Raw genomic sequence first — 15721 nt, 5'->3', positions numbered from 1 at the left:
AAAAAAAGCCGCCCGGGACGTATCCCGCGCGGCTCTTCAAACAGCGGCTTTGCCTGCTAACTGCCCAGGCTTCGCTCAGTGCAACTGATCGACCATCAGACTCATGATCTGCCTGGCCTGCGGGCTCTCGTCGATCGTGCCCTTGTCGTCGACCACGGCCACACGCGTCTGGTTAGGCGTCACCGCGCGCACGTTCACGCGATACTGCCTGGCGACCTTTTCCTTCTTGCCGTGGAAAACCTGGCTCCAGAAGCCCTGCTCGGCCGCCGTCGTATCCTTCGGATCGACGTAGCGCACGAAGTACAGGCCCCGGCTCAGATCGCGGTCGTCGACGGTGAAGTTGCTGCGGTCGAGCGCGAGGCCCACGCGCAACCATGCCCGGTCATACGGCTCGCCGAGCGTGAGTTCCGTCGACGAGAGCCGCTCCGCGGCATTCGCCGAGTCCGCATCCGGCATCGGCTGCTGGGCCGACAGCGCGACGTTCTGCGCCGCCGTGGCGGCTGCCGCCGATTTCGCACCCGCGCTCGCCGCGTTCGGCGCCGCCTGCGTGCCGGCCGGCGAAAGATCGGCGGTTTGCGTGCCCCCGGCCTTGCGCGAATCGGCCAGCGCCAGCGCCGCCATCAGGCGCTTCAGATATTCCTGTTCGAGGGCCGGATCGTTCGGCTTGGCTTCCCACTTGCTCGAATCGTTGTTCGTGCCGGTGAGCGCCTCGCGCATACCCTTCTGGCTGATGAACACGTAGGTGCCGCCGTTCGGTGCCGCTTCGAGACGCGTGCGGTACTTGTTGCGCTCCGAGGTCACGTAGCTGTTGCCCATTGCCTTGGACAGCGTATTGCGGATCAGGCCCTCGTTGATCTGTGCGTGCGACTCGTTCCAGTCGGTTTCCATCACACCCTTGTCGCGCTGGTCGACCACCAGCAGGAAGCCCTGTTCCTGCCAGAAGCGGCGGATCTGCTCCCACGCCTGGGCGGGCGCCTTGTTGTCGATTACCAGCCAGCTTTCCGTGCCGTCGCGCTGGATGTGCATGCCATTGACCGGCGGCACCACCGCCACGGAATTGCTGTTCGACGGCGCTTGCGCCTGAACCTGCTTGAGCGTGGACAACGAGGTTTCGCCGCCTTGCGGGGGCAACGAACGCTGATCGGCCGTCTCGTCGATCATGTTCGGCGGTACGGCAAGTGACACCTGCTTTGATCTGGAGTCGCTCTTGTAGTCGATTTTGGTCGGCGACGAGGTGCCGCAGCCGGCGACCAGCCCGCCCGCCATCAGCATTACTGCAAACCGCTTGGTAAGACGAAGATCAGTCATGTTCGGGGAATCCTTCCGCTACGCCACGGCAAGTTTCCGTGGATCAACCCAACATTTTACCGGTCCCGGCGAGCCCTGTGCAAAAACTGGGGTTTGCCCGCGCATTGAGCAACGAGCGGCACGCGCAAAACGCGCCGCGGCGGTCCCGATGAGAAGCCCGGAAGCTTGTCTTACGGCAAATCTTCGCAAGAGAAAAACGCGTCGGCCCGCGCCGGAAAAACCCGCTTTCCGCTGCGCATTTAACACTTGCAAACATTTCCGCATTGTTTGTAGGACCAACCCTACAAATTCGTCAGAGCTTTGTTTTAAAAAGAATTTTCCGAACACCGGTCACGCCAATTTTGAGATCAGATGAAACCGTGACAGCGCGCCAGCTAACGATCGAAAAACCCGGGTGTTACCGTGATTTCAACATCTCAATAAAGCCGGAACATTCCAGAGCGCGAGGCCGACCACCATGCCGAAATCCCGTTTTTCCACACCCCTCGTCACCTCCGCACTCGCGCTTGCCGTGTCATGCGCGAGCGCCAGCGCGCATGCCGAGCTGGGTGGCGCGATGCCGAGCGAGGCGAGTTCGGCCGCGGCCGCGCCGCGCATGCTGCTGAACGGCGCGCTGCGGGTGCGCACGTTGACCGATGCCGGCAACACGACCATCAACGAGTACGCGACGAGCACCGGCCAGATCATCGGCTACGCATGGGAGGGCCCGACCATGCCGGATCTGCACGCGCTGCTCGGTAAGTACGCCGACTCCTACCGCACGGGCGCCGCCACGTCGGCGGCGGACGCCAATCTGCACAGTTCGCGGATCGCGCGGCCGGATGTGATCGTCGAATCCGGCGGCCCGATGCGCGGCTATGTGGGGCGCGCGTGGCTGCCCGCGGCGCTGCCGCCCGGCGTCAGCGCGGACGATCTGCAGTAACGCAGACGAGCCCTCAAGACAACCTCTCGACGATCTACACCCCGCCATGAAATCCTCCTCTCGACTCCATGCCCTGCTCCTCGTCTGCGCGGCCCTGGCCGGTTGTGGCGGCGGAGGCGGCGGCAGCACGCCGGCCGGCTCATCGCAGACGGGCGCGGCCAGCAGTCCGGGCGCAGCCAGCGCACCGGCAGCCGCCACGCCGTCCGGCGCGTCCACCCCCAGTGGGACCGTCAATGTGCCGCAGTCGAACACGCCGAATGTCCAGCCGGTCTCGGTCGCCATGGCGCCCGGATTGACGCGCAACATGTTGACAACCAGCGTCACCGTCTGCCAGTCCGGCACCAGCAACTGCGCGACCATCGACGATATCCAGGTAGACACCGGCTCGAACGGCTTGCGGATTCTCGCCTCCGCGCTGCCGGCGAGTCTTGCGCTGCCAGCGGTGCCGTCGGGCAGCGGGGTCACGGGCGAATGCGCGGTGTTCGGCAGCGGCTACGCGTGGGGCGCGGTGCGTCGCGCGGACGTACGCATGGCCGGCCAGCTGGCCGAGTCGCTCCCGATCCATCTGATCGCCGACCCGACGCTTGCCAAAGTACCCGCCGAGTGCGGCAGCTCCGGCCCGGCGATGCTGACGGTCGCGGGTCTGCGCGCCAACGGCATTCTCGGCGTCGGCCTGTTCACGACCGACTGCGGCGGCGGCTGCGCCAGCGCCGCACTGCCGCGCTGGTACTACAGTTGCGACGCCAGCGGCGCCTGCGTGGCGAGCGCGCAGGCGCTCGCGCAGCAAGTGGCCAATCCGGTCAGCCGCTTCGCGCTCGACAACAACGGTGTGGTAATCGACCTGCCGGCCATCGCCGATGCCGGCGCGACCAGCGTGTCGGGCTCGCTGATCTTCGGCATCGGCACCCAGGCGAACAATACGCTCGGCGGCGCCAGCGTCGTCAAGGCGAATGCGGTGAACGGCTACGTGGTCACGAACGTAGCCGGCCAGACGTATGCGCAAAGTTATATGGACAGCGGCTCGAACGGGCTCTTCTTCCGCAATGCCCAGTTTCCGCGGTGCGGCTTCTGGTATTGCCCGAGTTCGACGCAAACGACCACCGCCGCGATCGTCGGCGCGGATGGCGTGTCGAGCACGGTATCGTTCTCGATCGGTAATTCGAATTCGCTGTTCGCCTCGCCGAATAGCGCGTTCAACAATCTTGCCGGCATTGCCGCCCGCGGCTTCGGCTGGGGCTTGCCGTTCTTCTTCGGACGGCGCGTCTACACGGCGATCGCGTCGCGCGATACGTCCGCCGGGCAGGGTCCTTACTATGCGTTCTGAAGCGCGTTCTGAAAGCGCTCCGAACGCGGGGTGCCGCGACCGTGCTGGTACGGTGTCAGTCCACGCGGAAAATTCCCAAATTCGTCGAGCAGGCAAATTTGATATCGGGCGGCTGTGATAATTCAAGGCTTCGGCTAACTTCTCTTTTCAGGATAGTTAGTCATGCCAATCTTGAAAGCGCCCGATGGAAGCATCCACCTTTTCGCTCGACCACTTCGAGCAGCTCGTCTATACACGGCAGCACGTCAAAGCCTCGGTCCAGCTGATAGCCGCGCTGGCGCTCCTTCAACAGAAGCGCGGCAAGCTCGACGAGAGCTTCCTCGCATCGGGCATGATCGATCTGCCGGCGGCCGAGCAGCGCCTGCGCTTCTGCACACGCCTCGCGAGCGCGGCCTCGACGCTCTTCGCCGATCCGCAATTCGAGCTGCCGCCCGCCTGCTTCAACCTGTTTCTGACGCTGCATGAATGGACCGGCCTGGTGTTCTCCACCACCGCGTTCGGCAACGCGGACCACGTCGCTCGCCATCTGAATCCGCGCGGTCCGGAGAACGCGGAGTTTCTGGCCGGCGACCGTTTCGTCGAAAAGCTTTGCACGCTCTATGCGACCGAGTCCGAACTGGAACTCGACTTCGCCGCGCTGTGGGCATATGACAAAACGCTCGCCGCCAGCCTCGCTCTCGTCCTGCTGGCACCGACATTCAAAGGTTCGGCGAATGCGCACCTCAAACGCGAAGCGCTGATCGAATGGCTGCCCGGCAAATTGCGGCAGATCGACGACCTCGACGACCTGCCGACCGCGTTGCTGCATAACGCCTACATGTTCTGCAGTTACGCGGATACGCCGCGGCGCCATGAGATCAAGCGTGACATCAACGTGCTCGTGAGGCGCAAGCTGGCGCAACTGGGGCTGACCGATCTGCCGGCGCCGCAGCCGGTTCCCGCGAAGCGCGGGCGCCGTACGCGGCGCGGCAAGAAACCGCTGATGATGGTCGTGCTGGAGTGGTTCAGCGGCGCCCATTCGATTTACCGCACGCACTCGCACACGCTCGAAGCCGCACGCGAGCATTTCGAGGTGGTGGGCTTCGGTTTTGGCTACGCGGTCGACGACGTCGGTCGAGCGGTGTTCGATCGATTCATCGAACTGGAGGAGCCGGACTATATCGGCGAATGCCTGGCGACGATTCGCGATTTCGCCGCGGCCGAACAGCCGGATGTGCTGTATATGCCGAGCGTCGGCATGTTCGTGCTGACGGTGTTCATGTCGAACCTGCGCGTGGCGCCGCTGCAGATCGCCGGGCTCGGCCACCCGGCCACCACGCATTCCGACAAGATCGATTGCGTGAGCGTCGAGGAAGACTATGTCGGCAACCCCGCCTGCTTCAGCGAGCGGCTGATGAAGCTGCCGAAGCACGGTCAGCCGTACCGGCCGTCGGTGGCGCTGCCGCAGATCGTCGCGCGGATTGCGCCGCCGCGCGAGCGGCTGGAGATCGTGATCACGGCAAGCGCGATGAAGCTCAATCCCGGCTTCCTCGAGGCGTGCCGTGAGATCGCCGCGCGCGCGGCGACGCCGATCGAGTTTCACTTCATGAGCGGCGTGCCGTCCGGCCTGCCACTCGACCGGATGCGCGCCGTGATCGGCAACGCGCTGCCAGGGGCGCTCGTGCATGGCTTTCACGCTTACGCGGACTATCTGGCGCGCGTCAATCAAGCGGATCTGTTTCTCAGTCCGTTTCCGTTCGGCAATACCAACGGTATCGTCGATGCACTCACGCTGGGTTTGCCCGGCGTCTGCAAACGCGGGCCGGAAGTGTTCGAGCGGATCGACGGCGCGTTGTTTGAGCGCGTGGATATGCCGGCGTGGACCGTGACGGACAGCGTCGAGGACTACGTCGCCGCCGCCGTGCGGATGATCGATGCTCACGCCGAGCGCACGGCGTTGCGCCAGCGGTTGATCGATACGCGGGCGGTCGAGCGGTGTTTCGAGGGGCGGCCTCAGGCGTTCGGTGAATGTGTGTTGGAGTTGGTGCGGGAAAGGAAAAGTGAGCCGGTGGCGGCGATGGTGCCGTGCGGCTTATCTCGGTGCCACTGAGCGCATGCGACCCGCAGGCTCATCTGCCAGCACGCTCGCCAGCACGGCAAAGCGCGGACAATGCACGTTACTCGACAATTGCGGCATTGCCGCTGTTGCGTCACCCGGCGGCTTCGCTGGCGGCTTCATCAGGCGGCGCCGCGAGCCTGGCCGGCGCCAGCCAGCGGAACACGTTCAGCGTCTCGCCGTCGAACGTGCACTCGGCGGCCGCCGGCACCTTGACCGTCTTCGGTTTAACCGGTTTCTGCAACGACGCATCGGCTTCCGATGCCCCTGTCGATACAGCCGAGGCCGACGACACCGCCGCAGCCGCACCACCCCCCGCGGCCACGGACATCGCCCCCGCAGCCCCGCGCGGCGCGGACGCCGCCGGCGCAGCCGAAGCCGGCGTGGCGGCCGCCACCTCCGAAGCCGTCATCACATGCTCGATCGATCCTTCGACCACCACCCGCGAACCGCGGATGGCGGCGGCCCGATTGGCGACCCTCAGCGTATCCGACGACGTTTCGGCCAGCTTGCTTCGCATCAACTGCTCGCATGCGCCCGAGTTCCTGGAGACGGAGACGGCCGTGCAGGCCGCCAGCAGCGCGGCCGCGGTCGTGACGCAGGCGATAGAGAGAATCCGAATCTTCATTGATGTTCCGTTTTTCAAGCCGTCGGCAATTGTAGCTTACGGACCTGTCGATCGACACCGGACCCGCACGCCCGCTGGGTCACGCAATGGGTTGGTTCACCGCGTGCCGCGACGTGCGCGACGGGGCGACCGCTTGACCGCGGCGGCTCGTGCCGGCATGGTGTTGACCGGCCGCCCGGCCATCGACGCGTCGCCGCACTTCCGGCTGGACCTGCCAATGGGCGCGGCGCCGTTTTCCCAACGCTGTATCGACCGGCTTTCCCGCATGTTCAGCCTCGCCCTGCTCGCAATCGCGGCTTACGCCGCCACCAATATCGACAACCTGTTCGTGCTGCTCGCGTTCCTTGGGGAAGCGCGGACCGGGCGCCGTCGGGTAATCGCCGGGCAGTATGCGGGCTCGCTCATCCTGATCGCGGGATCGCTTCTGCTCGCGGCATTGCTGACGCATTTGCCGGCCGGTTATGCCGGTTTGCTCGGCATTCTGCCGATCGGCGTGGGCTTGAGCAAGGCGTGGGAGCGCTTTGGTCCCGGCAATGCGCAACAACAGGAAGCCGCGCGGAACGGGGCAAGTGCCGCCGCCGGCACCCCCGCATCGACCGATCCGGCCTGCATGACCGGCGCGGCCCCGGCAAGCCGCGGCTCATCCAGCTGGACCGTGGCGGGCGTGGCGATTGCCAACGGCTCGGACAATCTCGCCGTCTATGTGCCACTGTATGCCAGTCATTCGCACGGCGAGAACGCGTTCATCTCGCTAGTGTTCGTCGTCATGATCGGGCTGTGGTGCGCCGCGGCGGTGTGGCTCGTCGAGCATCCGTTGCTGGGCGCGCCGATCCGGCGCTACGGCACCGCGCTGCTGCCGCTGATCCTGCTGGCGATCGGCGTGTCGGTGATCGTACAGAACGATACGTTGCGGATCGTGTTCGGGATCTGAGCGATGGAGAGCGTTGGTGCGCGAGCGCGCCGATGGCGTCGCCGAGCCGGGCGTGCGGCGATCGCTTCACTCGAGGTAGTCCGGGGTTCGATATCCGGACGACGGTCATCCGTCGGCAGAGCCTGACCTGAAACGGCGCGGTCCATGCGGGATGCGCTGCTGCCCAGCACGAGATGCGGCACGACCGGCGTCTGCGCGAACCCTCAGTTCGACGGCGTCGGCATCGACATCGGCATCGGCGTCTGCGGCTGCACGTAGGTGCGCACGCCGGCAAGCGGCGCGCCATAGCCGCCCGCAGTGGCGTGATTCGGCAAACCGTTGACCAGTTGCGCTCGCGGATCGGTCGGATTCAGATTGAGTTCACCCGCCTGCTGGTTGCCGTGCGTCGGATATTCGCTGCCGAGGGCCGCATGCGGCATCAGACGCGTGCTGTTTTGCGGCGCGTTCATGTCGTTCTGCGCGCTCAGACCCTGCGCGTCCGCGTGCGCGGCGAACCCGCACGCGGTTGCGCAGAGCAGGACCCGCACGACCCTCGACGCCCTCGATATTCGTTTCATACCTGCCTCCGGCAAAGTGAAATGAATGGGATCATGTCGGCGATTTCAAACCACGCGCAGCGCACGCCGATCACTTCAGTGATACGCGCTAACTTGCCATTCGGATTCGGTCACTGGTGTGATCGAAGCGGCACCGCAAATTCAACGAGGCCCGTCAGCGGCTACGTGACGGAAGACTACGTGATCGCCCATGCGCGAGCGGCTGGCTTCGAACTGGTGGGCAAGAGCGAAGTGAACGGCAATTCGCGCGACACGAAAAACTACCCAAACGGCGTGTGGTCGCTACCGCCAAGCTACGCAGGCGGCGACGTCGACCACGCCAGATATGCGGCGATCGGCGAGTCGGACCGCATGACCTTGCGCTTCGTGAAGCCCGTCCATTGATCGAAGCGGCGCTTGACGCCGCTTCGATAATATGTTCCTATTGCGCCCTATGTACCGCGCCCAGACCACCCTATCACTACTACTAGCCCGCTCTACCGGGCTAGGTCTGCTGCTGCGCGCTTCCATCTGATACACCGAAGCATCGCTTGATTCCCCAGTAACTGACCCAGCCCCGGTTTCCGACCGGCGGCCCTGTATCGCGTTTTCGTCGTCCGGTCGACTACCAGCCTGCTGGTCTCACCCTCGGATGATGAAAATGTTGAAAAGCCCCGCTACCAAATACCGTTCGTTCAAGCCCATCAATTTGACGGACCGCCAGTGGCCGTCGCGCACCATCACGCGCGCGCCGATCTGGATGAGCACCGACCTGCGCGACGGCAATCAGGCACTGTTCGAGCCGATGAACGCCGAGCGCAAGATGCGCATGTTCAAGACGCTGGTGCAGATCGGTTTCAAGGAAATCGAAGTCGCGTTTCCGTCCGCGTCGCAAACCGACTTCAATTTCGTGCGTGAGCTGATCGAAGGCGGCCATATCCCCGACGACGTCACGATCGAAGTGTTGACGCAAGCCCGCGACGACCTGATCGAACGCACTTTCGAATCGTTGCGTGGCGCGCCGCGCGCGATCGTCCATCTTTACAACGCGACCGCGCCGGAATTCCGCAAGATCGTCTTCGGTCTGGAAAAGAGCGGGGTCAAGGAACTCGCGCAAAAAGCCGCCCGCACGATGAAGCGTCTCGCCGACGCCACGCCCGAAACGCACTTCACGCTGCAGTACAGCCCGGAAGTGTTCAGCGGCACCGAACTCGACTTCGCGAAGGAAGTGTGCGACGCCGTGTTCGATATCTGGGAACCGACGCCCGAACACAAGGCAATCGTCAACCTGCCGGCCACCGTCGAAATGGCCACGCCGAACGTCTACGCGGACCAGATCGAATGGATGCACCGCAATCTCGCGCGCCGCGATTCGCTGATCGTCTCGGTCCATCCGCATAACGACCGCGGCACGGCGGTGGCCGCGGCGGAACTCGCGGTGATGGCCGGCGCGGATCGCGTCGAAGGCTGCCTGTTCGGCAATGGCGAGCGCACCGGCAACGTGGATCTGGTCACGCTCGCGTTGAACCTGTACACGCAGGGCGTCGACCCCGAACTCGACTTCTCGAACATCAACGAAGTCGCGCGCACCGCCGAGGAATGCACGCAGTTGCCGGTGCATCCGCGCCATCCGTATGTCGGCGATCTGGTGTTCACTGCGTTCTCCGGCTCGCACCAGGACGCGATCAAAAAGGGCTTTGCCGTGCAGAAGCCGGACGCGATCTGGGAAGTGCCGTATATGCCGATTGATCCGAGCGATCTCGGCCGCACCTACGATTCGGTGATTCGCGTGAACAGCCAGTCGGGTAAAGGCGGCATCGCCTATCTGCTCGAGCAGAGCTACGGCGTCGTGTTGCCGCGCCGTCTGCAAGTCGACTTCAGCTCGGCCGTGCAGCGCCATACCGACGACAGCGGCCAGGAAGTGACGCCCGCGCAGATCTGGGAATTGTTCCAGCAGGAATACGTGCGGAGCGTCGAACCGGTTCGTTACCTTGGCCATAGCCTGTCCGAGCGTGACGGACGCGAACATATCAAGCTCACGGTCGAAATCGACGGCATGCCGCGCGTGCTGCGCGGTGAAGGCAATGGTCCACTCGACGCGTTGATGCACGCAATCGGCGCGCCGGTGCGGATTCAGCACTATGAGGAACGCGCGTTGACGCAAGGCGCGGATGCGCGCGCGGTGGCGGTCGCCGAAATGGCCGGCGCCGATGTGGCCGGCAGCGCCTTCGGCGTCGGCATCGATGCCAATCTGGTGACGGCTTCGATTCGCGCGGTGATCAGCGGCGTCAATCGCGCTTACACTCGCGCCAATGCGGATGCGAAGGAACGCTTTTTCGATGCCGCGTTGAACGACGCAACTGAGGATGTAGCGGTCTGAGGCTCCAGTCTGCTTTGACTGTTTAGCGTGTTGGAGGGGGGGCGTTTCGACGCCCCCTCTTCTTTTTTGTGCGCCGCCCGCCCGGATGCGGGCGATACAGGCAAGCATGCTTCAGACCCGCAGGTGACGCTTACTGGAACACGTCCCTGCCGAAATACTTCAGCGAAATCTTCTCGTACGTGCCGTCTTTCCTGATGTCGGCAAGCGCCTTGTTGATCGCCGCGCGCAACTTCGGGCTGCCCTTGCGGATCAGCACCGCGGACTTGTCGCTGCTGTCCGGCGACGTATCGACGGCGACGACCTTCACCTTCGTATCCGGCGCGCGCTTCACGAGGTCGAGGAACGACAGCGAGTCGTTGACGGTCGCATCGACCCGGCCCGCGGTCAGCAGATCGATCGATTCGTTGAAACCCTTCGCCGGGATCACTTGCGCGCCGTGCGCCGCCGCGATCTTGCCGACGTTGCTGCTCAGCGTATTGGCCGACTTTCTGCCCTTCAGGTCGTCGAACGACCTGATCGACGTGTTGTTCGACGCGACGATCAGCACTGCGTGCGACGTGATGTACGGATCGGAGTAGTCGTATTTGAGTTTGCGCGCGTCGGTGACGGCCACTTCATTGATCACCGCGTCGTAGCGGTTCACATCGAGACCGGCGATCAAACCTTCCCATTTGCTTTCGGTGAATTGCGGCTTGACGCCAAGCCGCTGCGCGATTGCCGTACCGAGTTCCACATCGAAGCCGGTCAACTTGCCCGCTTCGTCGTGATACGTGAACGGCGCGTAAGTGCCTTCGGTGCCGATCCTGAGCACGCCTGCGGATCTGATTTGCGCGAGTTCGTCGACGGCAAATACCGGGCTCACCGCCACCGCCTGCCACAGCGCGATCAGCACAATGGAACGAATCGCTTTCATCACCGGGCTCCGTCAGGTTTGCTACAGCGGCGGCCGGGTCTGGCGTTCGGCTGTTCCCACCGGCGCGCGCGTCCGGCAGACTCGGCGGACTGTAGCAAACCGTCTGTCTTTTTTCAAAGCCCCTTGCGCGAAAACGGCCTAGCGCTCCACCGGATGCGGCTCCTTACGCTTGTTGGCGACCCGGATCGCATCGAAGTAAGCCGAATTAGGCGGCCGCTTCAGATAACGTCCCGCGCCGCGCGCCGCGCGCAATTCGCCATCGGTCCATGCGAGCGCGCCGCGCGTGAGCGTATGCATCGCGACGCCCTGCACCGTCATCCCTTCGAAAACGTTGAAGTCGACTTTCTGGTGATGCGTCTTCACCGAAATCGTCTTGCTCGCGTTCGGGTCCCACACCACGAGGTCGGCGTCCGCGCCGACCCGCACCGCGCCTTTACGCGGATACAGGTTGAAAATCTGCGCGGCGTTGGTCGACGTGATGCGCACGAACTCGTTCGGCGTGAGACGCCCTGAGTTCACGCCGTGATGCCAGAGCACCGCCATCCGGTCCTCGACACCGCCGCAGCCGTTCGGGATCTTCGTGAAGTCCTCGCGGCCCATCGCCTTCTGCGACGCGCAGAACACACAGTGATCGGTCGCCGTGGTGTGCAACTGGCCCGCCTGCAAACCACGCCACAATGCCTCGCGATGCTCGGCCGTGCGAAACGGCGGGCTCATCACGTGCGCGGCCGCGCGGGTCCAGTCAGGATCGCGGTACACCGCTTCGTCGATCACGAGGTGCCCCGGCAACACTTCGCCGAACACCCGCAAGCCCTCGCTGCGCGCACGCGCGATCGCATCGACCGCGTCTTTCGCGGATACGTGCACGATGTACACCGGCACGCCCAGCACCTGCGCGATGCGGATCGCGCGATTGGCCGCTTCGCCCTCCACTTCAGGCGGCCGCGACAACGGATGCGCCTCCGGACCCGTGAAGCCTTTGGCCAGCAACTGGCGCTGCAACTGGAACACCAGCTCGCCGTTTTCCGCATGCACGGTGGGCAGCGCGCCGAGTTCGAGCGAGCGCGAGAAGCTGTTCACGAGTACTTCGTCGTCGGCCATGATCGCGTTCTTGTAGGCCATGAAGTGCTTGAAGCTCGACACGCCATGTTCATGCACCAGCGTGCCCATGTCGCGATAGACCGACTCGTCCCACCACGTCACCGCAACGTGAAAGCCGTAATCCGCCGACGCCTTCTCCGCCCAGCCGCGCCATTCGTTGAACGCTTCCATCAGCGCCTGCTTCGGACCCGGAATCACGAAGTCGATGATGCTGGTCGTGCCGCCCGATAAACCCGCGGCCGTGCCCGTATAGAAATCGTCGCTCGCCGTGGTGCCCATGAACGGCAATTCCATGTGCGTGTGCGGATCGATGCCGCCGGGCATCACATACTGCCCGCCCGCATCGACGATCGTGGCGCCCGCCGGCGCCTCCAGGCCCGCGCCGATCTGCAGGATCGTGCCGCCGTCCTGCGGGTCCGCACACAACACGTCCGCACGATACGTGTTCTCCGCGTCGATAATCGTGCCGCCGCGAATCAGGGTCGTCATGTTGCCGCCTCCTTTTGGACTGCTGGTTTTGATGCTTCGTACTGCATCCGCGTGCTTCTTCGACTCATGCGCCTGCCACGCGCGCACTCGGTCCCTTGCTCAGTTTCATCCACCCGCTGTATACGATCGACGCCAACGCGAGTCCGACAAACCACGCATAGGTATAGAGCGTATTGAAGAACGCCGGCACGTTCGGAAACGACGCCGGAAACGCGGTGTGCAAAAAGCCCGGCAGATTCGGCAGCACGCCGACGATCAATGCGACTACCGCGCCGATGTTCCAGCCGCCGGTGTAGCTGTACTCGCCCTGCTCGTCGAACAGTTCGCGCGTGTCGAGCCGTGTGCCGCGAATCAGGAAGTAGTCAACCATCAGGATGCCGGCCACCGGACCCAGCAACGCAGAGTACCCGACCAGCCAGGTGAAGATATAACCTTGCGTGGTGGCGAGAATCTTCCACGGCATCATCACGATCGCGATGGTCGCGGTAATCATGCCGCCGACGCGATACGAAATACCCTTCGGCCACAGGCTCGAAAAGTCGTAGGCCGGGCCGACGAGATTCGCCGCGAGATTGCACGACATCGTGTCGAGCGTCAGGATGATCAGCGCGACGCCGACGCCGATGCCGGTCATGCGGCTGGTCAGGTCGATCGGATCCCAGATCGCCTTGCCGTAGATCACCACGGTCGCCGACGTGACCACCACCGAAATCACCGAGAGCAAGGCCATCGGCACCGGCAGGCCGATCGTCTGGCCGATGATCTGGTCGCGCTGCGTTTTGGCGAAGCGCGTGAAGTCGGGGATATTCAACGCGAGCGTCGCCCAGAAGCCGACCATCGCCGTGAGGCTCGGCCAGAAAGTCACCCAGAACATGCCTTCTTTCTTGCCGCCCGGCACGAACTGCGACGGCGCCGACAGCATCGAGCCTAGGCCGCCCGCCTTCGAGGTCGCCCACCACACGAGCGCGACGCACATCACGATCTTGATCGGCGCGGACCAGCTTTCGAGCCGCCGGATCGATTCGGTGCCGTGCACGATGAAGTAGATCTGCAGCGCCCAGAACACGAGGAAACACGCAAGCTGCGCGAGCGAGATGTCGAGAAACGGCAACGCCTCGCCGTGCAGCGCATTGCCGGTGAGAATGTTCAGCAGCGTATAGATCGCGCTGCCGCCGAGCCAGGTCTGAATCCCATACCAGCCGCACGCGACGATCGCCCGCAGCAAGGCCGGCAGTTTCGCGCCGCGCGTGCCGAACGACGAGCGCACCAGCACCGCATACGGAATGCCGTGCTTCGCGCCCGCGTGGCCGATCAGCAGCATCGGCACCAGCACGATCAGGTTGCCGAGCAGCACGGTGAGGACCGCCTGCCACGGCGACATGCCCTGTTCCGTCAAACCGGCGGCGAGCATGTACGACGCGATATTCATCACCATTCCCACCCACAGCGCGGCGAAGTGATACCACCGCCAGGTGCGCTGCGCGGGACCGGTCGGCGCAAGGTCGTCGTTGTAAAGACCGCTGCCCTGCGCGCCGGCCGCGAACTGCGGATCGACGGAATGCGCTGTCTGCTTCATCGAAAGATCTCCACTGGATCGTTGAGGCCCGTGCGGTTTCTGATGGCGCGTCGGGCCTTTGGGGAAAGACAGGTTCAGTACAGGCGCTGCGTTGCTACCGGTGGTTCATCTGTCAGGCCGCCTTTGCCGCATGCGCATGTGCATGCGCGTGTGCCGCGGTGTCCGCCGTCTCTGCCGTTGCGCTCTGCGCCGTCTCCGCCCGCGCCGGGTTGTTCGGATGCGTGGTCCAGTTCGCGTACTCGCCGCTATCCACACGTTCCATCGTGATGCACTGCTCGACCGGGCACACGTGCATGCAGAGATTGCAGCCGACACATTCGGAGTCCATCACTTCAAAATGCCGGACGCCATCTTTTTCTTTCGTGATCGCCTGGTGAGCGGTGTCTTCGCAGGCGATATGGCACAAGCCGCACTGGATGCACTTGTCCTGATCGATGCGCGCCTTGATGTCGTATTTGAGGTTCAGGTACTTCCAGTCGGTGACGTTGGGCACGGCACGGCCGCGAATCTCGTCGAGCGTCGCGTAGCCTTTTTCGTCCATCCAGTTCGAGAGGCCGTCGGCGAGATCGGAAACGATACGGAATCCGTAGTGCATCGCGGCCGTGCAGACCTGCACGCTGCCCGCGCCGAGCACGATGAACTCGGCGGCGTCGCGCCATGTCGAGATGCCGCCGATGCCGGAGATCGGCAGGTTCGGCGTCTCCACATCGCGTGCGATTTCCGCGACCATGTTCAGCGCGATCGGCTTCACCGCGGGACCGCAGTAGCCGCCGTGCGTGCCTTTGCCGTCGACCATCGGCAACGGCGACATCGCGTCGAGATCGACCGCGACGATCGAGTTGATCGTGTTGATCAGCGACACGCCGTCCGCGCCGCCTTGATAGGCCGCTCGCGAACCCAGACGGATGTCGCTGATGTTCGGCGTGAGCTTGACGAGGCACGGCAGCTTCGTGCCTTCCTTGACCCAGCGCGTGACCATTTCGATGTACTCGGGCACCTGGCCAACCGCCGCGCCCATGCCGCGCTCGCTCATCCCATGCGGGCAGCCGAAATTCAGTTCGACCGCGTCGGCGCCGGTATCCTCGACGAGCGGCAGGATCCACTTCCAGTCGCGCTCATTGCACGGCACCATCAACGACACGATCATCGCGCGCTCGGGCCAGTCGCGTTTGACCTGCGCGATCTCGCGCAGGTTGACGTCGAGCGGACGGTCGGTGATCAGTTCGATGTTGTTCAGGCCTGCGATGCGCTGGCCATTCCATTGCACGGCGCCGTAGCGCGAGCTGACGTTCACCACATGCGGGTCGAGGCCCAGCGTCTTCCACACCACACCGCCCCAGCCTGCTTCGAACGCGCGGTTGACGTTGCAGGCTTTGTCGGTCGGCGGCGCGGAGGCGAGCCAGAAAGGGTTCGGCGAAGTGATGCCGGCAATCGTACAGCGCAGATCGGCCATGTTCGGCTCCTTGGGGACTGCTGATTTTGTCGGGTTGCTGAGGCTTGATTCGGGCGGTTCGATGC

At 64.1% G+C, this 15721-nt stretch carries 12 protein-coding genes and 1 pseudogene; 6 read left to right on the top strand and 7 right to left on the bottom strand.

From position 1 onward, the window contains the following. Nucleotides 1-75: 75 nt before the first annotated feature. Nucleotides 76-1308: an outer membrane protein assembly factor BamC gene (gene bamC, locus HV744_RS09610; protein ID WP_175149282.1), complete on the bottom strand. Its 1233-nt coding sequence runs from the start codon at nt 1306-1308 to the stop codon at nt 76-78. A gap of 457 nt (nt 1309-1765) precedes the next feature. Here bamC and HV744_RS09605 point away from each other — a divergent pair, with 457 nt between their 5' ends. From HV744_RS09605 to HV744_RS09595, 3 genes are all read left to right on the top strand, one after another. After that, nucleotides 1766-2230 (top strand): DUF2844 domain-containing protein, encoded by a 465-nt coding sequence (locus tag HV744_RS09605; protein ID WP_175149281.1) that lies wholly within the window; start codon nt 1766-1768, stop codon nt 2228-2230. 46 nt (nt 2231-2276) lie between these two features. Next, nucleotides 2277-3554 carry a DUF3443 domain-containing protein gene (locus HV744_RS09600; RefSeq protein WP_175149280.1) on the top strand — a complete coding sequence of 426 codons (1278 nt, stop codon included), beginning with the start codon at nt 2277-2279 and terminating at the stop codon, nt 3552-3554. 184 nt (nt 3555-3738) lie between these two features. Further along, nucleotides 3739-5643: a glycosyl transferase family 1 gene (locus HV744_RS09595; protein WP_175149279.1), complete on the top strand. Its 1905-nt coding sequence runs from the start codon at nt 3739-3741 to the stop codon at nt 5641-5643. Nucleotides 5644-5743: 100 nt separating this feature from the next. Here HV744_RS09595 and HV744_RS09590 read toward each other — a convergent pair whose 3' ends face one another. Next, a complete protein-coding gene (locus tag HV744_RS09590; protein ID WP_175149278.1) occupies nt 5744-6277 on the bottom strand; it encodes a hypothetical protein in 534 nt (177 codons plus the stop codon). Between the two features lie 133 nt (nt 6278-6410). On the opposite strand from HV744_RS09590, the gene HV744_RS09585 reads away from it, so the two are divergent. Beyond that, nucleotides 6411-7208, top strand: coding sequence for a cadmium resistance transporter (locus HV744_RS09585; protein ID WP_246278991.1), 798 nt, complete (start codon nt 6411-6413; stop codon nt 7206-7208). 203 nt (nt 7209-7411) lie between these two features. Here the strand turns inward: HV744_RS09585 and HV744_RS09580 are convergent, their stop codons facing one another. Continuing rightward, nucleotides 7412-7765 carry a hypothetical protein gene (locus HV744_RS09580; RefSeq protein ID WP_175149277.1) on the bottom strand — a complete coding sequence of 118 codons (354 nt, stop codon included), beginning with the start codon at nt 7763-7765 and terminating at the stop codon, nt 7412-7414. Nucleotides 7766-7921: 156 nt separating this feature from the next. On the opposite strand from HV744_RS09580, the pseudogene HV744_RS09575 reads away from it, so the two are divergent. Continuing rightward, a pseudogene (locus tag HV744_RS09575) lies at nt 7922-8149 on the top strand (methyltransferase); the annotation flags it as partial. A gap of 256 nt (nt 8150-8405) precedes the next feature. Continuing rightward, complete coding sequence (gene leuA / locus HV744_RS09570) at nt 8406-10124, top strand: 2-isopropylmalate synthase (RefSeq protein ID WP_175149276.1); 1719 nt, start codon at nt 8406-8408, stop codon at nt 10122-10124. 130 nt (nt 10125-10254) lie between these two features. On the opposite strand, the gene HV744_RS09565 is transcribed toward leuA, so the two are convergent. The 4 genes from HV744_RS09565 to preA form a co-directional block, all read right to left on the bottom strand. Beyond that, complete coding sequence (locus tag HV744_RS09565) at nt 10255-11037, bottom strand: amino acid ABC transporter substrate-binding protein (RefSeq protein WP_175149275.1); 783 nt, start codon at nt 11035-11037, stop codon at nt 10255-10257. 138 nt (nt 11038-11175) lie between these two features. Then, complete coding sequence (gene hydA, locus HV744_RS09560; protein ID WP_175149274.1) at nt 11176-12627, bottom strand: dihydropyrimidinase; 1452 nt, start codon at nt 12625-12627, stop codon at nt 11176-11178. A gap of 64 nt (nt 12628-12691) precedes the next feature. Beyond that, a complete protein-coding gene (locus tag HV744_RS09555; protein ID WP_175149273.1) occupies nt 12692-14203 on the bottom strand; it encodes an NCS1 family nucleobase:cation symporter-1 in 1512 nt (503 codons plus the stop codon). Nucleotides 14204-14315: 112 nt separating this feature from the next. Next, nucleotides 14316-15656 carry an NAD-dependent dihydropyrimidine dehydrogenase subunit PreA gene (preA, locus tag HV744_RS09550; protein WP_175149272.1) on the bottom strand — a complete coding sequence of 447 codons (1341 nt, stop codon included), beginning with the start codon at nt 15654-15656 and terminating at the stop codon, nt 14316-14318. Between the last annotated feature and the right edge of the window lie 65 nt (nt 15657-15721).

It is taken from the genome of Paraburkholderia ultramafica, from assembly GCF_902859915.1.
GTDB lineage: Bacteria > Pseudomonadota > Gammaproteobacteria > Burkholderiales > Burkholderiaceae > Paraburkholderia > Paraburkholderia ultramafica.
This window is presented reverse-complemented; position numbering and strand designations above follow the sequence as displayed.